The organism is Streptomyces sp. WMMC940, from assembly GCF_027460265.1.
Taxonomy (GTDB): domain Bacteria; phylum Actinomycetota; class Actinomycetes; order Streptomycetales; family Streptomycetaceae; genus Streptomyces.
The window spans coordinates 6,849,915-6,871,476 of the sequence record NZ_JAPZBC010000001.1; the positions used below are offsets into that span (position 1 = coordinate 6,849,915).

Consider the following 21,562-nt stretch of genomic DNA (forward strand, 5'->3'; position numbering starts at 1 on the left):
CCGATGAAGCCGACCGGCGCGGGCGGCAGAACGGTCGCGTGCACCGAGTGCGGCCGCGGGAACCGCGTGCCGGTGGCCGCCGACGGCCGTCCGCGCTGCGGGAGCTGCAAGGCCCCGCTCCCGTGGATCGCCGACGCGGGCGACGACGACTTCGAGCAGGTCGCGGAGAAGGCCGCGCCCGTCGTGCTCGTCGACCTCTGGGCCACCTGGTGCGGGCCGTGCCGCATGGTCAGTCCGGCGCTGGAGCAGGTCGCACGGGAACTGGCCGGACGGATCAAGCTGGTCAAGGTCGACGTCGACCAGGCGCCGCGCATCGCGCAGAAGTTCCAGGTGCAGGCCGTGCCGACCCTGATCCTGATGGACCGGGGAGAGGTCGTCTCCCGGCAGGCGGGCGCGGCCCCGGCACCCGCTCTGCGCCAGTGGGTCGAACAGACCCTGCGGGGCCGCCGCTGAACACCCCCAAGCCGCCAGACCCTGCGGGGCCGCCGCTGAACACCCCAAGCCGCCGAAGGAGGCCGCCAGTGATGGAGACCGATCCGCATCTCGACATGGTGCGTCCGGTGTCGCCGAACACCCCCGAGGGCTGCGAGGAGTGCCTGCGGCTCGGATCACCCTGGGTCCATCTGAGACTCTGCCTCACCTGCGGTCACGTCGGGTGCTGCGACTCCTCGCCGCTCAAGCACGCCGGCCGGCACGCCGCGACCGAGGGCCACCCGATCGTGCAGTCCTTCGAACCGGGTGAGGACTGGCGCTGGTGCTACATCGACGGCGCCATGGTCTGACGGCGACGGACCGTCCTCCCGGCTCCTGCGGGCGTATGTGCCTCGACCGGTATCGCCGGGCCCGCGCCGCGAGGCGCCGTGCGCACGGCCCCGACGCGGCCCGCCCAGGGGCTGCCGTTCGGCGCCGTGCTGCCCGGCGCGTCCTGCCCGGGAAGCCCCTCTCGATCCGGGCCGAGAGCCCCGAACGGCTTACGCACAGCGCCGGATTGGCCCGCACCACGTCCTCCCGTACGGGCGCGCCGGTGGGGTCGGCGCCGTGCCGGGTGCCGGGTTGGAGCTGGGAGCCGGCAAGCGGGTCGACGACGGTTCGTGCGGGTGCCTGCTCCGAGCGGCCCGTCGCTGTGGCGCCGGGACGGGACCGAGGTGAGTCTGGTAGTGAGGACGGAGAACCGGCCGAAAGGTGGCGGCATGGGCGGCCTGGTGGTAGTGGGAGTGGACGGATCGGCGTCCGGCCTGGCCGCGGTCGAGGAGGCGGCCCGGGAGGCCCGGTGGCGCGGGGCCACGCTCCGGGTCGTGCACGCGTTCATCTGGGACAGGATGCACGTGCCGCTGGGCCCGCCCTCGTACGGGCCGCCCGGGGGCGGTCTGCGGAACGCGGCCGCCCGGCTCCTGGCCGAAGCGGTCGAGCGGGCCGCGGCCACCGCACCGGAAGTGGAGGTCGTCTCCGCCGTGGTGTCGGGCGAGCCGTTGACCGTGCTCGGGACGGAGTCCCGGGGAGCGGAACTGGTCGTCGTGGGTTCCCGCGGGATGGGCGGCTTCGTCGGGCTCCTGGTCGGGTCCACGGCCGTGCATCTGGCGGCGCACGGCCGATGCCCCGTGCTGGTGGTCCGGGAGCGTTCCCACAGCGGGGGCCCCGTTCTGGTGGGCGTCGACGGTTCTCCGGCGAGTGAGGCGGCGGTCGACTTCGCCTTCGCGGAGGCAGCGTTGCGCGGGACCGGAGTACTCGCCCTCCACGCCTATACGCCGTGGAACGCTCCGCTGCCACCGCCGCAGGACCCGTCGATGCCGTACGCGAACCCACCGGGGGCGCTCACGGAGGCGGAGGAGCGTCTGCTGGCGGAGGCACTGGCGGGCCGACGGGCGACGTACCCGGGCGTCCCGGTCGAGCACGAGGTCGTGCGGGCCGACACACGGAAGGCCCTGATCGAGGCGAGCGGGTCGGCGCAGATCCTCGTCGTCGGTGCCCGGGGGCGCGGGGGCTTCAAGGGGCTGCTGCTGGGATCGGTGAGCCAGGCCATGCTCCATCACGCTGACTGCCCCGTCGCCGTGGTGCGCAAGAGCGGCGCCGGCGTCTGAAGCGACCGGGCCTTCGGGGCCCGCCGCGGGGACTCCGGCGCAGTGCCTCCGGCGGCCGGCCCACCCCGCCGGGGACGACGAGTTGCGGATTGCTTTGAACACTCCGCGGCACGCGTCCGTATGGAACTCAGCGGGTCCCCCACAGCCGTTCGCGGCCACGCGCGAACCGGCAGAGACGCACAGGAGTTCCATTGAGAAGAAGTGCACGCAGACGCTCAACGGGCGGCAGGAAAGTAGTGGCGGCCTCGATCGCGCTCATGCTGGGCGGGGGCGGGCTGATCGCCGTCAACACCTATGCCTCGGCCGGCGAGGGGTGGGGGCAGTCGCAGAACCAGACTCTCGGTGCGGGCGCTGCCGCGTCCACCATCAAGTGTCCTGAGGTCGCGAACGGGCTCTCGGAGGTGCCGGACGCGGCGAGGCCGGAGGTCGACAAGGAACTGGCCGCGATGGACAGCCAGATCACGGAGGCATACAAGCGGTTCGCCGAGCAGAAGGAACAGGTCGCGCGGGACCCGAAGTTCGCCGAGAACGCGGTCCTCGGTCCGCTGGAGGACAAACGGACCGCCAGCCTCGACCGCATCTCCACGGCGATCGGCCGGTCCGGCGAACGGCCGAAGGGCCTCGAGTCCATGGCTGCCTGCGAGTTGAAGGAGGACGACGCCGACAATCAGGGTCAGGACGGCGGTCAGGGCGAGGGCCAGGACAACGGCCAGGGCCAGGACGACGGCGGCCAGGACCAGGGCGACGGCAACGGCAACGGCGGTCAGGCCGGCAACGGCCCCGAGCAGTCCGACTTCGTCGACATCCAGTCCGTCCAGCCGAACGTCGACAACCCCCCCAACCAGCAGAACGCGTCCCGGGGCACGTTCACGACCGACTGTGGTGTGAACGAGAACGGGAAGTTCAACCCGGACAACGTGATCGTCGCTCCCGGTGTCGCCAACGGCGCCCACCACATGCACGACTACGTGGGCAACCAGGCCAACGACGCCTTCGCCAGCGACGACGACCTCGCCAACGGGCAGACGACCTGTGTGGACCAGGGCGACAAGTCGACGTACTACTGGCCGGTGCTGCGGCTGCAGAACGGGCAGCAGGAGAACGACGCCGACGCCGACGGCGGCGGCAAGGACCAGAACGTCGGTGAGATCCAGACGCCGTCGCAGGTCACGCTGAACTTCGTCGGCAGCCCGGTGTCCGAGGTGACGGCCATGCCGCGGTTCCTGCGGATCATCACCGGCGACGCCAAGGCGTTCGTCAACGGTGACGCGAACGCGAACGCGTCGTGGAGCTGCACCGGGTTCGAGGACCGCCAGCTGAAGGACAAGTACCCGATCTGCCCCGAGGGCAGCCAGGTGGTGCGGTCGTTCAAGTTCCAGAGCTGCTGGGACGGTCAGAACACCGACAGCGCCAACCACCGCACCCATGTCGCCTTCGCCCAGGACAACGGTGCCTGCCCCAACGGCTTCCGGGCCATTCCGCAGCTCGTGCAGCGCATCGTCTACGACGTGCCGCCGCCGGTCTTCGACGGGGCGAACCCGAGCGTCTTCGCGGTCGACTCGTTCCCGGAGCAGCTGCACAAGCCCATCACCGACCACGGCGACTTCATCAACGTCTTCGACGAGAACCTGATGGAGGAGCTGGTGAGCTGCATCAACGAGGGCCGCGAGTGCGGTCCCGGCGATGCGGGCGCACCTCCTGCCGACGGCGGTGACAACGGCGGTGACAACGGCGGTGACAACGGCGGTGACAACGGCGGTGACAACGGCGGTGACAACGGCGGTGACGACGGCGCCGGCAACGGGGAGAACCCCGCTGACCCGGCCCCGCCGAACGACGGCGCGACGGGCGGTCAGGACGCTCCCGACGCACCGGGCGAGCCGCAGAACCCCGGCGGCGACAACCCGCCCGCCGACGGTGGAGCGGGCGGTCAGGACGCACCCGGTGCCCCGGGCGGGGACGACAAGCCCGGCGCTGCCGCCGGTGCCGGTCAGGACGGCTCCGGTCAGAATGGTGCCGGTCAGGACGGCTCGGGCGGCGACGGCGGCTCCGGGGAGCAGAACGCCCCGGAAGGCGGCGGTGACGTGAAGGACCCCGAGGTCCTCGCCGGTTCCTCCGCCGGTTCCTCCGCCGGGTCGAACGGCTCGTCGCAGACCGGAACGGGCGACGGCGAACCCGCCGCCCAGGCCACGAAGGACGCGGGGGAGAACGATCCCGAGCCCAACGGCGGCAGCCGGCCCGTGGCCGCGGGACAGGGCGGCGGGCTCGCCGAGACGGGTGCCCAGCTGTGGCCGTCCGCAGCCGGAGCCGTGCTGCTCGTCGCGGGAGTCCTGCTGCTCCGTACGCGTCGTCCGCAGCGCGCGGCCGCACGCCGTCACTGACGCGGTCCCGTACCTCGGCCCTGGCCGGTCCCGTCGACACGGGGCCGGCCAGGTCGTTGCGGGCGCCCGCATCTCTCGGCCCCCGGCCCCGTCCGCCGGACCGAGGACGCAGGACGCAGGACGCAGGACTCAGCGCGGGGAAGAAGCCGCCGCCGGCACCGGATCGTTCGACGTGACGGTGAACAGGCCGCCGTCGGGGTCGACGAGGGTGACCCAGTCCTCCGCCCCGGCCGCTCGGGCCGGTGCGGCGACCCGGCCGCCGAGGCCGACTGCCGTACGGACGGCGGAGTCCACGTCGGGCACGTAGAAGTACACGTGCCAGCGGGGGCGGATGTGCGGGTCGGGAGCCTCGCCGGCCGCCCCGCCGGTGATCCGGGCGACCACGTCCCCCTGGTGGCGGAGGACGACGTGGTCTTCCTCGTAGGCGACCTGGCAGCAACCCGGCTGTGCGCAGGCCCAGTCCAGCACCTCGGCGTAGAAGATCGCCGCTTCGAAGGCGTCGCGGGTGCGCAGCTCCAGCCAGGCGGGGGCCTTGTCGGTCCCCATGCTCCAGTCGGGGATGGCCTTGCCCTGCCAGATGCCGAACACGGCGCCGTCGCGGTCCGCGGCCAGCGCAGCCCGGCCGGTGCCGAAGCTGAGCGGGCCCACGGCCACCGTGGCACTGCGCTCGTGTATACGGGACGCGGTCGCGTCCGCGTCGTCCACCGCGAAGTACGGTGTCCACGCCACGGCGACCGCGAGGCTCTCCGCGAGCGCCCCGATACCGGCGACCGGAGTGCCGTCGAGGAAGCCGACGGAGAACTCCTCGCCCAGTCGGGTGGGACGGAACGCCCACCCGAGCACCTTCGCGTAGAACTCCTCCGCCGCAGGCAGGTCACGAGCCATGAGGCTCACCCAGCACGGAGCGCCGAACAGCGCATGACTTGACGTAGACACGACAGCCGCCCATCTCCACCTCGCGCGAGTCCGGACACGCGAGACTGGAATTCTCACGCTACTCCGCTCGTCCGGTCCCCGCCGGGTCGCGTCACCCCGAGTGTCCGGGTCGCGCCCGTCCGTGAGGGGCCCGGCCGCCGCGCAACGGGGCGGGCGCGGTGTGCCGGGTACCGGCCGGCCCCTTCGACGCCGGGCGCGTGGGGCGCACGGGGACGGGTACCCGGCCTCATGAGCCGCGCCCCGCCGCGGACGCCCGGAGGCTCGGGTACGTGGAGCCCCGGGGAACGTCCCGCCGGGGAGTCCCGGAGCCGACGTCCCGGAGACGTCCCGGGACAACGGCACGGAGCCGGGTCCCAGAACCGGGGCCCGGACCGAAGACCGGTTCGAGGAGCCGGATCGGAGGCGGGATCGATCCTCCGGAGGTGGGAATGCCCGAGCTGCCGGACGTCGAGGGCTTCCGTGAGGTGCTGAGCTCCTGCGGCCGTGGCCGCAGGGTGACGAGCATCGTGGTGCGCGACCCCGCGGTTCTGCGCGGGGTCACGGTGCGTCGGCTGCGGCGGGAGGTCGAGGGGCAGCGGTTCGGGGAGCCCCGGCGCCGCGGCAAGTGGCTGATCGCTCCCACGGACGACGGGCCCGCTCTCGTCTGGCACTTCGGCATGACGGGAGCCCTGGTCTGCGCCGCCTCGGACGAGCCGCTCGGTCCGCACGACCGAGTCGTGCTCACGCTCGAGGACGACCGGCAGTTGCGCTATCGCGACCAGCGCAAGCTCCAGGGCGTCCAGCTCGCCGGGAGCGAGCGGGCAGTCACGTGCATCCTCGCCGACCTCGGTCCCGACGCCCTGTCCGTCTCCCGTGAGGAGTTCCACGAGCTGCTCGGCGGGCGGCGGGGCGCCGTGAAGAACGTGCTGATGGACCAGTCCGTCCTCGCGGGTCTGGGCAATCTGCTCAGCGACGAGATCCTGTGGCGAGCAGGAGTGGCCCCGGACAGGGCCGCCCGAGAGCTGAGCGACGCGGAGACCCGCGGCCTGTACACGGCGATGCGCAGGGTCCTCGCGTCGTCCGTGCGCGCCGCACGCGTGCCTCCCAGGCGTACCTGGCTGACCGGCCGGCGGGAGGACTCCGAACCCCGGTGCCCGCGCTGCGACGGACCACTGCGCTCCCGCCGCCTCTCCGGCCGCCGCACCCTGTGGTGCCCGCACTGCCAGAGCCGCTCCCGTCGCGCGGAACGCGATGTTCATCCCGCAAAAGGCGGGTAGGCGCGCTGCATGGCGAAACGGTCGGCGCGGCCGCTGCCGGAGGACGACTCCGCCCCTGGGGCGGCGTCCCGTGCGCCCGGCGAGCCGCGGCATGGGCCTCGGACCGTACCGGCCCCCGGGCCCGGCTCCGCCCGGGCAGGGGCCGGTGCGGTGGAGCGCGACGAGGGATCACGAAGGCCAGGGCTGTGGAACGGCATGACGACCGGGCCGTCGAACGACTGGGGCGCACGGACCACCGGGGGCCCGACGGACGTCGAGGGTCGACAGAGGGCGGCCGGAGGCGGCGGATGACGAGGCACGGCTCGCTCAGGAGGCACAGGTCCGGCGCAGGACCGGGGTCGACGGAGCACCGCAGGACGGAGAACCGACATGGACCAGGCCCCGACGGGGAACCGGAGCGACGGCCGTCGGCTGCACGTCGCCGGTAGCGGCGACGCCCCGCCGGGTGGCCGTGCCCCGGGTGCCGCCGGGCCGCCTTCCGGCCGGGCGGCATCGCTGCCGCAGGACCACACCCAGGCCATCCTGGAGACGACGAAGCACGTGGCCGCACTACTGAAGGCGTCCGGGCATCCCTTCGCGCTGGCCGGAAGCGTCGCCGCGCACGCCCACGGAGTGCCGGCGGGCTTCCAGCACGACACGGACTTCTGCATCCGGAGCGAGGACGTCGACGGGGTGGTCCAGGCGCTGCGGGACGGCGGCGTGGAAATCGTCCCCGCCCCGGAGGACTGGCTGGTCAAGGCCAGATCGGGCGATGAGGACATCGATCTGATCTTCCATCTGGCAGGCGGGCCGGTGACCGACGCCATGCTGGAACGCGCGCCCGTGCTGGCCGTCGACTCGGTGCGGATGCCGGTCCTGGCCCCGTACGACCTGCTCAGCAGCCTGCTCGCGGCCCTGTCCGAGCACCACTGCGACTTCGCGCCGCTGCTGACCGTCGCACGCACCCTGCGGGAGCTCATCGACTGGGACGCCCTGCGGGAGGAGCACCAGCGGAATCCGCTGCCGGACGCGTTCCTCTACCTGCTGGAACGTCTCGGCGTCATCGAACCACGGGAACCGAGGGAGGCCGGGCCGTGAAGCACACCGACACCGGCGAGGGTGCCTACCGCGTCGCACGGATCCGCGAACGCCTGGCCGGGGACGACACCGCCGAACTGGGCGTCCGCGTCGAGGAACGCGGCGGCGCCGTGCTGCTCACCGGCACCGTGTCCTCGCCGGAACAGCGCGACGGGATCCTGCGCACCGTGCGGGACGAACTGGGCGACGACACCCCCGTCCGGTCCGACCTCGTGGTCGCCTCCACCGCCGCGCCCGACGTCCACGAGGAGCTGCCATGATCCGCATCGCGGCCGTCGGCGACATCCATCTCGGCGAGGACGGCCGGGGCAGGCTTCGCCCGGCCTTCGACACCCTCCGCGACCGCGCGGACGTCTTCCTGCTCGCGGGTGACCTCACCCGCCACGGCACCGTGGCCGAGGCCGAGGTCGTCGCCGGAGAAGTGGCGGGGTTGCCCGTGCCGGTCGTGGGCGTCCTCGGCAACCACGACTACCACGGCGATCAGGAGGCGGAGATCACGGCCGTGCTCGGGGACGCCGGGGTCACCGTCCTGGAGGGCGATTCGGCCGTGCTCGACATCGACGGCACGAAGGTCGGCGTCGCCGGTACGAAGGGCTTCTGCGGCGGCTACGCGGGCCGCAGCGCGGGAGAGTTCGGCGAACCGCTGATGAAGGAGTTCGTCCGCTACACCCGGCGCTGCGCGACGAACCTGCGCCGCTCGCTGGAGGCTCTGGCCGCGGAGGGCAGCGATGTGCGCATCGCCCTGACGCACTTCTCGCCCGTCCCCGACACCCTCGCCGGCGAGCCGCCCGAGATCTATCCGTTCCTCGGCAGCTATCTGCTGGCCGAGGCCGTCGATGAGGGGGGCGCGGACCTGGCCGTGCACGGCCATGCGCACCTCGGCGTGGAACACGGCATGACCGACGGCGGCGTGCGGGTGCGCAATGTGGCGCAGCCCGTGATCGGGCGCGCGTTCGCCGTCTACGACCTCCGCGTACCTCAACGGTCCGGGTGTGTCCACCGATCAACCGATCCCCGGACCACCCCCGTGGACCGGAAGCAGCCGGGCAGTAGCCGGACATGACGGTGAACAACCCCGACCCCGGCCCGCTCCGGGTACCGACTCCCCTGACATGACTGAGGGTTGGGATGGGGGGTACCCGCCGTACCCATCCGTGAAGTCATGCCGAAGGGGAGGGGACATGGCGGTTCCCAAGACGGCGATGCTAGCCCTCGACTGCGCCGAGCCGGAGGCGCTCGCCGAGTTCTACGCGGCGCTGCTCGGCGCCGAGGTGCGAAGGACGTCCGACTCCGATCTCATCGAGGTCGTCGGCCAGGACGGTTCCGTACTGGGCTTCCAGCGCGACCATGGACTCGCGCCCCCGAGCTGGCCCCGTCCGGAGGACGCCCAGCAGGCCCATCTGCTGGTCCTGCTGCCCAGGGGGGACCTGGACGAGGCGGAGCGCGAGGCCGTGAGCCTCGGGGCGACCCCGATGGACGTGACCGACCGGGGGACCCCGCGCGAGGCCCGGTTGCTGTCCGACCCGGCAGGCCACTCCTTCCTGCTGCGGGCCCGCGGGTAGCCGGTGCCCGGAGGTGGTGGCTCCGCCGGTAGTGGGTACGCGCGGGGCGTGCCCGTTCGTGCGGCGGGCGTCGCCCGCACGGCCGCGGACGAGAGGAGTCGCTGTCATGAGCACGATCAGGGAATCCGTCGAGGTCGACGTCCCCGTCAGCACCGCGTACAACCAGTGGACGCAGTTCGAGGAGTTCCCGAACTTCATGGAGGGCGTCGAGGAGGTGAAGCAGCTCGACGACCGCCACAACCACTGGACCACCAGGATCGGCGGCGTCCACCGGGAGTTCGACACCGAGATCGTCGACCAGCTCCCGGACGAGCGCATCACCTGGCGCACCACCGGCGGTGACACCAGGCAGAAGGGTACGGTCGCCTTCCAGCGCCTGGACGACACGCGCACCCGTGTGGAGCTGGTGATGGATGTCGAACCCACCGGAGCCGCCGAGAGGGCCGCGGCCATGGCCGGACTGATCGACCGGCGGGTGAAGGCCGACATGCGGCGTTTCAAGGACTTCGTCGAGGGCCGGGGTGACGAGTCCGGGGCCTGGCGCGGACGCATCCGTCCCACCACCTGATCCGCTCCCACCGCCCTCGCCCCGGTCGGGACTCCGGATCTCCCCTCCGCCCGCGGACGCCGCATCGTGCCGGCGGAGCCGCGGACCGGTCGTCCGGAGGCGCCGGCTGCCCGATGGGAAACGGCGTGGCCCGCCCCCTTCCACCGACCGAGGAGCAAAGAGGGGCACAGTGGGTACACGTGAGGCATGAGTGACACAGCGGCCGACCTTCGGGCGCCGGCGCTGCCGAAGCCGCGGGGCGCGCTCTCCGAGGCGGTCATCGGCCGCCTCACCGAGGGAACGCCGCTTCCCGCGGTCGCGGTCGCCGCCGGGACGGACCCGTACGGCGACGATCTTCAGCTCGCCCTCTACCTCTGCTACGAGCTCCACTACCGCGGCTTCTCCGGGGTGGATCCGGCCCTGGAGTGGGATCCGGGCCTGCTCGGGGTGCGGCGCGCTCTGGAGGACCGTTTCCTGGCGGCCCTGCGGAGGGACGCCACCCGCCACGAGACCGTTGACGAGGCCGTGGCGGGGCTCCTGGTCGAGCCGGTCCGGGGCGCCTCGATATCGCACCATCTGTGGCACGAGGGAGAACTGTGGCAGCTGAGGGAGCTCGCGGCCCAGCGGTCCCTGTACCACCTCAAGGAGGCCGACCCGCACGCCTGGGTGCTGCCGAGGCTGTGGGGTCGGGCCAAGGCGGGGATGGCCGCCGTGGAGTTCGACGAGTACGGCGGCGGTCGGGCGGACCGGATCCACGCCCGACTCTTCGCCGCCCTCATGGAGGACCTGGGGCTGGACACCACGTACGGCCGCTATGTCGACTCGGCGCCCGCGCCGATGCTGGCGACGGTGAACGTCATGTCCCTGTTCGGGCTGCACCGCGCGCTGCGAGGCTGTCTGGTCGGGCACTTCGCGACCGTCGAGATCACGTCCTCACCGGCGTCGCGGCGGATGGCCGGGGCGATGCGCCGCGCCGGGGCCGGCCCCGCGGCCGAGTTCTTCTACGACGAGCACGTCGAGGCGGACGCCGTCCACGAGCAGGTCGTGCGGCGCGAGGTCATCGCCGGTCTTCTCGACGAGGAGCCCTCGCTGGAGGCCGATGTGGCGTTCGGTGTCGACGCCACCGTCCATCTCGACGAGCGCCTCGAGCGGCATGTGCTCGCCGCCTGGCGGGACGGTCGGACCTCGCTGAGGGGCAGGGGCCTGCCCGCCCGGTCGGATACCGGGGCCCGAATGCGGGCGACCCGTGCGGGCGGACCAGCGGGCACGGATGATTGGGCTGATATGTCAGGGTAAGCGTTGTATGTGACGCTCATCATGTTGCCGGGGGTGTACGCCCCGCAGGACGACACCGTCCTCCTCGCCGGGGCCCTCCGGCGGGAGGTGCTGCCGCCGAGGGCCAGGGTTCTCGACGTGGGCACCGGGACGGGCGTCCTGGCCGTGGCGGCGGCCAGACGCGGCGCCCGCGTCACCGCCGTGGACATCTCCCGGTCGGCGGTGTGGACGGCTCGGCTCAACGCACTGCTGGCCCGGACGCCGGTGCGGGTACTGCGTGGCGATCTCACCGCCCCCGTCGAGGGCTGCGCCTTCGACCTCGTCGTCGCCAACCCGCCGTACGTGCCCAGCCCCGGCCCGCCCGGCCGGGGTGCGGCGCGCGCCTGGGACGCCGGACGCGACGGACGGCTGGTGCTGGACCGGATCTGCGGTGAGGTGCCCGGGCTGCTGCGGCCGGGCGGGGTGCTGCTCCTCGTGCACTCGGCGCTGAGCGGTGAGCGGGCCACGCTGGCCCGGTTGCGGTCGGCCGGGCTGAGGACGGAGGTCACCGAGCGACGTCAGGTGGCTCTGGGGCCCGTCCTGCGGTCGAGGCGGGTGTGGCTGTGCCGCCGGGGCCTGCTGAGCCCGGGCGGTCAGAGGGAGGAACTGGTGGTCATCCGTGCCGAACGAACGCGGTGAGAAGCCGCGCCGCATCACCGCTCGGACCGACGGGCCGGTGCTCGTCGAGGGTCCGGTAGAGATCGTCCTCGAGGACGGAACCGTGGTTTCCTCGGACCGCTTCTGCGTCGCCCTGTGCACCTGCCGGAGAAGCCTTCGCTTCCCCTGGTGCGACACCAGTCACCGGCGCCGCGCACGCGACTGAGTCGGGGCGTCCGGTCACCACGCGCGCCCGGACGGGGCAGCGCGCGCGCGGTGACCGGACGCCCCGACTCCGGATGGCCGGGTGCCCGGCCGTCGTGAAGGCCGGGCGCGGATGCCCGGACGGACGGACCGGAGGCTCCGCCCGCTTCCTCAGGCGGCCGGGCGGCACACCCTGTCCCGGTCGCCCCGCTCGGCCTCCCGCCGGCCGCGCTCCTCCCGCTCGCCCCTGGCGGGCCCGAGCAGCGTCCGGAGCTCGCGCTCGCCGAGTCCGCCCCATACGCCGAACCGCTCACGGGTCTCCAGGGCGTGGCGCAGACAGGACCTGCGTACCGGACACCGGCCGCACACGCGCTTGGCCTTCTTCTCCCGCTCGTCCCGGGCGTCACCGCGCTCGTTGGGCGGATGGAAGAACAGGCTGCTGTCCGCGCCCCGGCAGGCGGCGCGCAGTTGCCAGTCCCAGTGGTGGTTCGCTGCGCCGGGCAGGCGCGACACATCCGTCATCGGACGTCCTCTCCCTCGGGTGTCGTCCCCGGGTACCCCGCGCCCGTCGCGCCAAGCGGACGGCAGCGCATGCCCGTACGGCAAGCGCCCTCCCCGTCCTCGACCGACGCCCTCCGCCGGTCCTTGCCGGTCCGCCGGGGTCCTCCCGCCCCTCGTCGCCGATCCGGTACTCGCCTGGCCGGAACAGGTGCGAAGCCGGGTATACCGGACGCCCTGGCGGGTACGCGCACGGATGCAAGCGGCCCTCCGCTGAAAGGCGGCAGAGATGAACGGGACGACCCCCGACGGGACCGGACTGCGCGTGGTGGTCGTCGGGGCCACCGGCAACGCCGGGACGAGCGTGGTGGAGGCACTCTCCGGGCATCCGGGCGTGGCCTCGCTCGTCGGACTGGCCCGCCGGATCCCCTCCTGGCGGCCGGACCGCACCACCTGGGCGGCCGCCGACATCGACCCCGGCGGCGCCGACCTCGTGCCGCTCCTCACCGGAGCCGACGCCGTCATTCATCTGGCCTGGAAGTTCCAGCCCACCCACGATCCCGTGACGACCTGGCGGACCAACGTGCTCGGCGCCATCCGCGTCTTCGAGGCGGCGGCCGCTGCCGGCGTGCCCGCGTTGGTCCACGCCTCATCGGTCGGGGCCTACTCACCGGGTCCCAAGACCAATGCGGTGGACGAGAGCTGGCCCACCCACGGCTGGCCCCAGGCGGCGTACTGCCGCGAGAAGGCGTACCTGGAGCGCTACCTCGACGCCTACGAACACCGGAATCCCGCGACGCGGGTCGTGCGGATGCGCCCGGGGTTCCTGTTCAAGCGCGAGTCCGCCTCCCAGCAGCGCCGGCTGTTCGCGGGCCGTCTCCTGCCCGCGCATCTCGTCCGCCCGTCGCTCGTGCCCGCCGTACCCGATCTGCCAGGGCTGACGTTCCAGGCGCTGCACACCGACGACGCGGCGGCCGCGTACCGGGAGGCCGTCGTCCGGCCGGTCCGGGGCGCATTCAACCTCGCCGCGGCCCCGCCTCTGGACGCGGCCGGACTCGCGCGGATCCTGGAGGCACGACCGCTGCGGCTTCCGCTCCCGCCGGTGCGGGCCGCGCTGTCCGCGGCCTGGCGGCTGCGCCTGGTGCCCGCTTCGCCCGATCTTTTCGACGCGGTACTGCGGCTGCCGCTGATGGACTGTTCGCGTGCCCGGGACGAACTCGGCTGGACGCCGCGCCACACGGCCGTCGAGGCGGTACGGGAATTCCTCGACGGCCTGCACGCTCAGGCCGGGATGGACACCGCCCCACTGGCGGCGTGAGGCAGGGAGCGCGCCTGGGCCGTCCCGCCGGTCGTCGCTCCCGCCGTGCCCCTGGCCGCCCGCGGCACGCCCGCTGCCCCGGCCCGCAACACGCCGCCCGCGGCGTTCGGTTCGGCCGGCTCCGCGCCCGGATCGTCCCGGCGGGGGGCGTCCGCGGCGAGTTCCACCGGGAACCGGTGCTCCGGTGGCCGCCCGGCATCAGGAGGACGAACCGCGGCTGCTCGCACGGCGATCACCTCGGCGCCCGTGCGGGGGCGGTCGGCGGACGAGGCGCGCGCCGCCACCCCGCCCCGGCGGGTCGGTGACCGCTACCGGGGCCGGGAGGGCTTCGGCCGGGGCTCAGCCCTCGACGACGCCCGACTTGGCGATGGTGATCTTCGCCTGGGTGGCGCCGTTGCGCGATCCCAGGGACTCGATCCGCTTGACGACGTCCATGCCCTCGACGACCTCGCCGAACACGACGTGCTTGTTGTCCAGCCAGTCGGTGACGATGGTCGTGATGAAGAACTGCGAGCCGTTGGTGTTCGGGCCCGCGTTGGCCATGGACAGCTGACCGGGCTTGGTGTGCTTGATCTGGAAGTTCTCGTCGGCGAACTTCTCGCCGTAGATGCTCTTGCCGCCCGTGCCGTTGCCGGCCGTGAAGTCACCGCCCTGGAGCATGAAGTCGGGGATGACGCGGTGGAAGCCGGAGCCCTCGTAGCCGAAGCCGTGCTCGCCGGTGGCGAGCTCACGGAAGTTGCGCGCGGTCTTGGGGACCACGTCGTCGAACAGCGTGAAGACGATCCGCCCGGCGGGCTCGTCGTTGATGGTGATGTCGAAGAAAACGTCGTTGCTCATGGGGTCCATGCTGTCATCCGTGCCCGGGGGAGTTCACACCAGACCCCTCCGACCTGGGGCGTGTCCGCACCGGGCGTGTCTCGTAGCGGTCCGTCACCACCACCCCGTTCACCCGTTCGTACGCCCTCGGAGCCATGTACGGAGGTGCCGGCCGCGCATCCGGTCCGATCGGTTGCGCAGGGTCAGCATCAGGCGGATTCTGGACCTGACGAAGCCGGCCGGTGAGGGCGTCATGAACAACGCGAGAAAGTCGACCGAGGACGCCGACTTCCGCGGACCGCTCGACGTCACGAGCGCCGCCACGTTCGTGCTCGACGAGCGCGACGTCGTCATCGGCTGGAGCCACGCGGCGCAGGAGCTCCTCGGCTACCGGACCGACGAGATCATCGGACGGCCCGTCGCCGTGATCCTGGAGCCCGACGGCACACCCGGTCCCGGCGCCGCACCGGAACGCCGGGCGGCAGCCGGCCGGGCCGCCGGCCCGGGTGGCAGCCCCCTGATCCCTCCCTTCCCCGAGCACGACGTGCACGCCGCCGTCCACCGGGACGGCCACCGGATGCGGCTCGTGACCGCCGTCTGCCTGCTCTCCGGGACGGGTCAGGCGGAGCGCGTCGTCGTGGTGGCCGACCGGGAACGGCTCAGGGAATGGGAGTCCCGCCTCGCCATGCTCCAGGGGCTGGCCACCGAGTCGCCCCTGGGGTTCGCGATTTACGACGTCGATCTCCGGCTCGTCTGGTGCAACGCCGCCTCGGAGCGGGAGATCGGGCGCCCGCTCGCCGAGACCCGAGGCGAACTCGCCGAAGACCTCTACCCCAGGGGCAGGTTCGTCACCCCGGGGTACCCGGAGACGCTCCACGCGGTCATGCGTCAGGTGCTGGACACCGGGGAGCCGTTCCTCGACCTGCACTTCCGCGCGGAGCAGCCCAGCGATCCGGGCCAGGAACACCTCTGGTCCTGCTCCTACTACCGGCTGCAGGACGCGAACGGCCATGTGTTCGGCGTGTGCGAGGACGCCTTCGACATCTCCGACCGCTACGAGGCGCAGCGCCAGGTGAACCTGCTGGTCGAGGCGGGCCGCAGCGTCGGAACGACCCTGGACGTGCTCGTCACGGCCGGCGAACTCGCCGCGGTGGCCGTGCCGGAGTTCGCCGACCGCGTGGAGGTGGACCTGGCCCCCGCGGTCCTGGAGGGCGAGGTGCCGGGCGGTGCGGGAACCAGGGCGACGGATCTGCTGCGCGCCGCCTCTCGTCCGGCGGGGGCTCCGGATTCCCGGGCCCCGGGGCCCGGGCCCTCCGCCCACGCCACCGTCGACGGGCGGGCCGGTGGCGCTCCGGGGGAACGGAGCGGCCTCCCGCGGCCGGTGACGTACCGGGAGGGCTCGCCCCAGCACCGCAGCCTCGCCTCCGGCGGGCTCGTACTGGAGGACGACACCCTGGTCGTTCCCCTGCGTGCCGGAGGCGGTGTGCTGGGGCTCGCCACGTTCGTGCGCGACGGCCGGCGGAGCTTCTTCGACCGCGGGGCGGTCGCCGTGGCGGACGAACTCGTCGCCCGCGCCGCGGTGTCCGTCGACAACGCCCGCCGCTACACCCGGGAGAGGGAGTCGGCGCTGGCCCTCCAGCGGCAGCTCCTGCCCCAGCACCTCCCGTCGAACTCGGCCGTCGACCTGGCGTACCGCTATCTGCCCACGGACGACCTCAGCGGGGTCGGCGGCGACTGGTTCGACGTCATCCCGCTGTCCGGGACGCGCGTCGGGCTCGTCGTCGGCGACGTGGTGGGCCACGGCCTGCACGCGGCGGCCACCATGGGGCGGCTGCGCACGACCGTACGGGCGCTGGCGCCCCTGGACCTGCCGCCCGACGAACTCCTCAAACGACTCGACGACCTCGTCGGGCAGTCGGCCCAGGACAGCGCCGACGCCCTCGGCACGCTCACCGGCGACGACGACGTCGCGGCCGGTGCCACCTGCCTGTACGCCGTCTACGACCCCGTGTCGCGACGGTGCACCATGGCGCGCGCCGGGCACCTGCCGCCGGCGGTCGTCGAACCCGGGGGGCGCGTCACCTTCCCCGACCTGCCGGCCGGACCCCCGCTGGGGCTGGGCGGGCTGCCCTTCGAGTGCCTGGAGATCGAGCTGTCCGTCGGCAGTCTGCTGGCGCTCTTCACGGACGGCCTGGTCGAGGCCCGCGACCGGGACATCGACAAGGGGCTGGAGACCCTGGCGCGGGTACTCGCCGGGGGCGCGGATCCCGCGGACTCCCTGGAGGACCTGTGCGACCGGGCCATCTCCGAACTGCTGCCCGACGGCACCACCAACGACGACACCGCGCTGCTGCTGGTACGGACCCGGGAGCTGGACGACCGCAGGGTGGCCGTCTGGAGCCTGCCGGCGGAACCCGTCGCCGCGGGTCGCGCGCGCGAGCTCGTCGCGCACCGGCTGCGGTCCTGGGGGCTGGACGAACTGGTCTTCACCACCGAGCTGATCGCGAGCGAGCTGGTCACGAACGCGGTCAGATACGCCGAAGGGCCGCTGCACCTGAGGCTCATCCACGACCGCACCCTGGTGTGCGAGGTGGCGGACGCCGGCCACACCGCCCCCCACCTCCGCCACAGTGCCGACGACGACGAGGGTGGGCGCGGGCTGTTCATCGTCGCCCAGCTCGTCCAGCGCTGGGGCACGCGGTACGGCCAGGACGGCAAGGCCATTTGGACCGAGCAGGCCCTCCCGGCACCCTCGCGTCCGCTCCCCGGCGCCGGCGTCGGCGTCGGCGACTCGACCTGCCTCCCGGACGACCCGGTGCCGGCCCGCCCCTGACCGCCGCCCCCCACGCGTCGGGCTGCCCCCGCACCTGCCCGGGGGCGGTGTCCGTGCGCGTCCTGCCGATCCTCGTCGCACCGGCTCCGGGTGCTTCGCCCCGCACCCGGCCGGTCCGTCCCGCCCTGCACCGCACCGCCGGGCCGCCTCACCCCGCTGAGCCGCGATCCTCGTCGAGCAGGGATAGCCCGTGACGGCGTTTCCCGAGGACGCGCTCGGAGGCCGCCGCCTCGGCCGCCGTGCCGAACGCCTCCGGGGCGCGGGCCGCCGAGCGGCGGGCCGCGACCGCCGCGGCGGTGTCGGCGGCCACGAGTTCGGCGTTGATCGCCATGGCCGCCTGGGCTCCGGACGCCGCCGCCACGGCGACGCTCGCCGTGAGGTCGGTGACGTTGCCCGCCACCCACACCCCCTCGGCCCCCGTAGCCCCCCGTGCGTCGGACTCCACATAACGGCCCACGCCCATGGGGTGTTCGGCGGTCGTCACGCCGAGTCCGGCGAGCAGATCCCCGCGTGCCGTGAATCTCGGGCCCACCGCCAGTGCCCGCACCGGCACCTGCCGGCCCGATGCCAGTCGCACCCCGCAGAGCCGGTCGTCCTCGACCGCGAGACCGGTCACCTCGCCGTCGACCACGGCGATGCCCCTCGCCGCCAACTGCTCCCACTGCTCTTCGGCCGGGTCGTCCGCGGTGTGGAGGAAGAGGGTCACGTCCGGCGTCCACTGCCGGAACAGCAGTGCCTGGTGCATCGCCGCGGGACCGCTCGCGAGCACCCCGATCGGCTCGTCCCGCACCTCCCAGCCGTGGCAGTACGGGCAGTGCAGCACATCCCGGCCCCAGCGCTCGCGCAGGCCCGGAACGCCCGGCAGTTCGTCGACCAGACCGGAGGCCACCAGCAGGTGCCGCGCCCGGTGGCTGCGGCCGCCCGCGGTCCCCACGACGAAGCGGCCACCGTCCCGGCGGATGCCCGTCACCGTGTCCGGCACGATCATCCCGCCGTACCGGCCGACCTCCTCCCGCCCGGTCCGGACCAGCTCGCCCGGGGACATCCCCTCCCGGCCGAGGAGGCCGTGGACGCCGGCGGCGGGGGCGTTGCGCGGCTCCCCGGAGTCGATCACCAGCACGGTTCTCCTGGCCCGCGCCAGGGTCAGCGCGGCGGACAGCCCGGCGGCGCCGCCCCCCACGACCACGACGTCCAGTTCCGCGAGATCCCGCTCGTTCGTCTCGTTCATGGCGCCACCCTGCGACCGTTCCGGACAGCTAGGCAATGTTTCTTGCCGTTTCGGCAAAGGGTCCCGCTGTCGTGGTCCGTCTGCCTCACGGCGGTACGAGCACGGCCACGCCCGTGACGTTCCCGGCCGCCAGGTCCGCCAGCGCCCGGTCCGCCTGCCGCATCGGGTAGCGCACGGCCCGCACGGTGGGGCGCACCCGCGCGGCCTCGGCGAGGAAGGCCCGGCCGTCGTCCCGGGTGTTGGCGGCGACGCTGCGCACGGTGCGCTCCTGGAACAGGTGCCGCTCGTAGTCGAGCGGCGGCACGTCGGTCAGGTGGATGCCGGCGATCGCCAGGGTCCCGCCCCGGTCCAGGGCCTCGAGCGCCTTCGGTACCAGGACTCCGGCGGGTGCGAACAGGATCGCGGAGTCCAGGGGGCACGGAGGGACGTCGGGCCCGGCGGACGCGGCACCCAGCTCCAGCGCGAGCCGCCGCGCCTTCGGTGAGCGGGTGACGACATGGACCTCGGCGCCCCGGGCCACGGCGAGCTGGGCGGTCAGATGGGCGGAGGCGCCGAAGCCGTAGACGCCGAGCCGTCCGCCCTGCGGCAGTTCGGCGCGATCCAGGGCCCGGTAGCCGATGATCCCGGCGCACAGCAGCGGAGCCGCGTCCTCGTCCGGCAGGCCCTCCGGCAGCCCGTACACGTACCGCGCGTCCACGACCGTGCACCCGGCGAACCCCCCGTGGACGTCCCAGCCGGTGTAGCGCGAGGCGGGGCAGAGGTTCTCCCGTCCGGCCCGGCACCAGCGGCACTGTCCGCACGTCCCGGCCAGCCAGGCCGCGCCCACCCGGTCACCGGGTGCGAATCCGCCGGCGGAAGGACCTGCCGCCAGCACCTCGCCGACGATCTCGTGGCCCGGGGTGCAGCGGGGCCGGCGGGGTGGCAGGTCGCCCTCGGCGAGATGCAGGTCCGTACGGCAGACACCGCATGCGAGGACGCGCAGCAACAGCTCGTCGGGACCGGGTGCGGGGATCTCGCGCTCGACGCGGCGCAGCGGCCCCGCGGCGATCGGCGCGGGACGCTCGACCACCCAGGCGTGGGTCGTGCCGGAACTCGGGAGTGCCGCCATCGCTCTCCTGACGTACCGCTGGAACTCTCCTGCCGTACCGCCGGGACAGCACACATCGTATCGGCGGACGGCGCCGCCGGACGGGTGAGGGCGTCCGGCGGGCCGCGGCAACGGTTCTGTGGTCTATTCCTAGTGGCATCCCACTCGGCGGTGGCGCGTACGTATGACGGCGCCCCGACCGGGTAGCCAACGGCGCAGAAACCTCACGCAGTGAAGGAGGTCGCCATGAAGCGAGCCAGGCAGCACGGGAAGCCCGTTCCCAAGGCCGAGGAAGAGCTCGACAGGGAGATCATGGACGTCGCGCCGGAGATGACCGGGCGCCGCCGTGCACGCGGTGGTGCGGGGGACGTTCTCAGGACCAGGCGACAGGCCGGGGAAGGCGCGCCCACCGGCAGCCGGCTGCCGTAGACGGCCTTGTGGCGGCGGGCGCTCCGGCCCTGGCCGGAGCGCCCGCCGCGGCGTCCCACGGGGCGGTCGGCCGGATGCGGTGGGGCGCGGCTGCCGCGCGGAGGCGCGCCCGGCCGGCGCGCGCCTCCGGCCGCCTCGTCCGGGCCTCGCTCGATCGCTCAGCGTGCCGGTTCGGCGGCACACGGTTAATGTGATCGGAAGGTGCGCTTCCGCGTAACGCGGTCCGGATCGTCGACGGGTCGACGGCCGTGAGCAGCGCGGTCCTCCGGTGCGACCCGGGCGTCCGGGAACCGTCTCGCGTGCACACCTCCTCCGAACGGCTGCCGCCGTTCCCGATCCGCCGCCCGCCCGCGGCCGTCGGAATACCGCCGAATCGACAGGCAGGCAGGTGATCGCGTTGATCGGGTCGAGAAGAACGTCCGCGTACAAGGGCACCTCGTCAGAGGCGATCCTTCATCAGTACGACTTCCTGGGCGAGTTCTACCGGCTGACGCTCGGCCCCGAACTCGTCTACTCCTACGGCATGTGGGAGGACGGCGACACGCTCGAATCGGCACAGCTCCGCAAGCTGGACCACCATGTGGCGGCGGCGCGGGCGACGGGCGCCGGCCGAGTCCTCGACGTCGGCTGCGGATGGGGCAGCCTCATGCAGCGGCTCGTGGAGAACCATGACGTGCGCCATGCCGTCGGGCTCACGATGAGCCCGGGCCAGGCGGCATGGGTCCGCCAGAAGGGCTGGCCCAACTGCGAGATCCTGGCCGAGAACTGGTTCGACCACGAGCCGGACGCCCCGTACGACGCGATCATCGCGATCGAGGCGATCGAGCACTTCGCGGGCACGACCATGCTCCGGCGCAAGCGGGTGGCCAGTTACCGCACGTTCTTCGAGCGCTGTCACACCTGGCTGCGGCCCGGCGGGCGCGTCTCCCTCCAGGCCAACGCCTGGAACGGCGGCGGCTGGTTCACCTCCCTGGTGCTCCCGCCGCGCCGGCCCGCCGGGCACGAGGGGAACGGCGCCGGTCGGGTCCGAACGGCTCTGAAGGACGTCCGGGACGGTTTCGACAACGTCCGCGAGGGCATGCACGCCTCCCGCAAGGTCTTCCCCGAGGTGTTCCTCCCGACCCGGGGCGAGCTCACCGAGGCGGCCCGCGGCCTGTTCCGGATCCCGGAGGTGCGCAGCGACCCCGAAGACGGCGTGAAGACCGTGGCCAGCTGGCTGGAGCGGGCGCAGGCCAACCGGGCCAGGGGCGCCGAGCTCATCGGGGAGGACGCGGTCGCCGACATCATCAGGGAGCAGCGCACCGCGCTGAAGTTCCTGCGCGAGCGCCGCTACACCGCGCTGCGGATGGTCTTCGAGAAGGTCTGAGCCTCGGACGGCCCTCGGTGCGGTCCGATGTCGGG

Annotated in this window: 22 protein-coding genes; 17 read left to right on the forward strand and 5 right to left on the reverse strand. The window is 73.3% G+C overall.

Annotation, left to right across the window (positions count from 1 at the left end; translation table 11 throughout):
* Positions 1-3: 3 nt before the first annotated feature.
* The 4 genes from trxA (at position 4) to O7595_RS30250 (ending at position 4,459) form a co-directional block, all read left to right on the forward strand.
* A complete protein-coding gene (gene trxA / locus O7595_RS30235) occupies positions 4-453 on the forward strand; it encodes a thioredoxin (protein ID WP_269732682.1) in 450 nt (149 codons plus the stop codon).
* Positions 454-524: 71 nt separating this feature from the next.
* The gene (locus O7595_RS30240; RefSeq protein WP_269731749.1) at positions 525-782 is read left to right on the forward strand and encodes a UBP-type zinc finger domain-containing protein; all 258 of its coding nucleotides are present in this window, start codon (positions 525-527) and stop codon (positions 780-782) included.
* A gap of 408 nt (positions 783-1,190) precedes the next feature.
* Entirely contained in the window at positions 1,191-2,078 is an 888-nt protein-coding gene (locus O7595_RS30245) for a universal stress protein (protein WP_269731750.1), read from the forward strand.
* 257 nt (positions 2,079-2,335) lie between these two features.
* Positions 2,336-4,459 carry a DUF1996 domain-containing protein gene (locus tag O7595_RS30250; protein ID WP_269732683.1) on the forward strand — a complete coding sequence of 708 codons (2,124 nt, stop codon included), beginning with the start codon at positions 2,336-2,338 and terminating at the stop codon, positions 4,457-4,459.
* A 129-nt stretch (positions 4,460-4,588) separates the two neighbouring features.
* On the opposite strand, the gene O7595_RS30255 is transcribed toward O7595_RS30250, so the two are convergent.
* Positions 4,589-5,344 (reverse strand): VOC family protein, encoded by a 756-nt coding sequence (locus O7595_RS30255; RefSeq protein ID WP_269731751.1) that lies wholly within the window; start codon positions 5,342-5,344, stop codon positions 4,589-4,591.
* Between the two features lie 479 nt (positions 5,345-5,823).
* Here O7595_RS30255 and O7595_RS30260 point away from each other — a divergent pair, with 479 nt between their 5' ends.
* The 9 genes from O7595_RS30260 (at position 5,824) to O7595_RS30300 (ending at position 11,974) form a co-directional block, all read left to right on the forward strand.
* Complete coding sequence (locus O7595_RS30260; RefSeq protein WP_269731752.1) at positions 5,824-6,651, forward strand: Fpg/Nei family DNA glycosylase; 828 nt, start codon at positions 5,824-5,826, stop codon at positions 6,649-6,651.
* Between the two features lie 369 nt (positions 6,652-7,020).
* Positions 7,021-7,728, forward strand: coding sequence for a nucleotidyltransferase family protein (locus tag O7595_RS30265; protein WP_269731753.1), 708 nt, complete (start codon positions 7,021-7,023; stop codon positions 7,726-7,728).
* Positions 7,725-7,988, forward strand: coding sequence for a BON domain-containing protein (locus O7595_RS30270; RefSeq protein WP_269731754.1), 264 nt, complete (start codon positions 7,725-7,727; stop codon positions 7,986-7,988). Before O7595_RS30265 ends, O7595_RS30270 begins: the two co-directional genes overlap by 4 nt.
* Positions 7,985-8,791 (forward strand): metallophosphoesterase family protein, encoded by an 807-nt coding sequence (locus O7595_RS30275; protein WP_269731755.1) that lies wholly within the window; start codon positions 7,985-7,987, stop codon positions 8,789-8,791. The genes O7595_RS30270 and O7595_RS30275 overlap by 4 nt, the downstream gene beginning before the upstream one ends.
* A gap of 118 nt (positions 8,792-8,909) precedes the next feature.
* Positions 8,910-9,290 (forward strand): VOC family protein, encoded by a 381-nt coding sequence (locus O7595_RS30280; RefSeq protein ID WP_269731756.1) that lies wholly within the window; start codon positions 8,910-8,912, stop codon positions 9,288-9,290.
* A 106-nt stretch (positions 9,291-9,396) separates the two neighbouring features.
* On the forward strand, positions 9,397-9,858 hold the full coding sequence (locus tag O7595_RS30285; protein WP_269731757.1) for an SRPBCC family protein: 462 nt from the start codon (positions 9,397-9,399) through the stop codon (positions 9,856-9,858).
* A 186-nt stretch (positions 9,859-10,044) separates the two neighbouring features.
* The gene (locus tag O7595_RS30290) at positions 10,045-11,133 is read left to right on the forward strand and encodes an iron-containing redox enzyme family protein (protein ID WP_269731758.1); all 1,089 of its coding nucleotides are present in this window, start codon (positions 10,045-10,047) and stop codon (positions 11,131-11,133) included.
* Between the two features lie 21 nt (positions 11,134-11,154).
* Complete coding sequence (locus tag O7595_RS30295) at positions 11,155-11,790, forward strand: HemK2/MTQ2 family protein methyltransferase (protein WP_269732684.1); 636 nt, start codon at positions 11,155-11,157, stop codon at positions 11,788-11,790.
* Positions 11,771-11,974: a CDGSH iron-sulfur domain-containing protein gene (locus tag O7595_RS30300; RefSeq protein WP_269731759.1), complete on the forward strand. Its 204-nt coding sequence runs from the start codon at positions 11,771-11,773 to the stop codon at positions 11,972-11,974. The genes O7595_RS30295 and O7595_RS30300 overlap by 20 nt, the downstream gene beginning before the upstream one ends.
* Positions 11,975-12,123: 149 nt before the next feature.
* Here O7595_RS30300 and O7595_RS30305 read toward each other — a convergent pair whose 3' ends face one another.
* Positions 12,124-12,474, reverse strand: coding sequence for a WhiB family transcriptional regulator (locus O7595_RS30305; RefSeq protein ID WP_269731760.1), 351 nt, complete (start codon positions 12,472-12,474; stop codon positions 12,124-12,126).
* 265 nt (positions 12,475-12,739) lie between these two features.
* On the opposite strand from O7595_RS30305, the gene O7595_RS30310 reads away from it, so the two are divergent.
* Entirely contained in the window at positions 12,740-13,768 is a 1,029-nt protein-coding gene (locus O7595_RS30310) for an NAD-dependent epimerase/dehydratase family protein (protein WP_269731761.1), read from the forward strand.
* A gap of 339 nt (positions 13,769-14,107) precedes the next feature.
* Here the strand turns inward: O7595_RS30310 and O7595_RS30315 are convergent, their stop codons facing one another.
* Positions 14,108-14,605 carry a peptidylprolyl isomerase gene (locus O7595_RS30315; RefSeq protein WP_269731762.1) on the reverse strand — a complete coding sequence of 166 codons (498 nt, stop codon included), beginning with the start codon at positions 14,603-14,605 and terminating at the stop codon, positions 14,108-14,110.
* Positions 14,606-14,837: 232 nt separating this feature from the next.
* Between O7595_RS30315 and O7595_RS30320 the strand changes: the two genes are divergently transcribed.
* The gene (locus tag O7595_RS30320) at positions 14,838-17,417 is read left to right on the forward strand and encodes a SpoIIE family protein phosphatase (RefSeq protein ID WP_269731763.1); all 2,580 of its coding nucleotides are present in this window, start codon (positions 14,838-14,840) and stop codon (positions 17,415-17,417) included.
* A gap of 148 nt (positions 17,418-17,565) precedes the next feature.
* Here O7595_RS30320 and O7595_RS30325 read toward each other — a convergent pair whose 3' ends face one another.
* Positions 17,566-18,645, reverse strand: coding sequence for an NAD(P)/FAD-dependent oxidoreductase (locus O7595_RS30325; RefSeq protein ID WP_269731764.1), 1,080 nt, complete (start codon positions 18,643-18,645; stop codon positions 17,566-17,568).
* 85 nt (positions 18,646-18,730) lie between these two features.
* Positions 18,731-19,753: a zinc-dependent alcohol dehydrogenase family protein gene (locus O7595_RS30330; RefSeq protein WP_269731765.1), complete on the reverse strand. Its 1,023-nt coding sequence runs from the start codon at positions 19,751-19,753 to the stop codon at positions 18,731-18,733.
* Positions 19,754-19,978: 225 nt separating this feature from the next.
* On the opposite strand from O7595_RS30330, the gene O7595_RS30335 reads away from it, so the two are divergent.
* On the forward strand, positions 19,979-20,161 hold the full coding sequence (locus tag O7595_RS30335; protein WP_269731766.1) for a hypothetical protein: 183 nt from the start codon (positions 19,979-19,981) through the stop codon (positions 20,159-20,161).
* A gap of 388 nt (positions 20,162-20,549) precedes the next feature.
* On the forward strand, positions 20,550-21,527 hold the full coding sequence (locus tag O7595_RS30340) for an SAM-dependent methyltransferase (RefSeq protein WP_269731767.1): 978 nt from the start codon (positions 20,550-20,552) through the stop codon (positions 21,525-21,527).
* Positions 21,528-21,562: the final 35 nt, after the last annotated feature.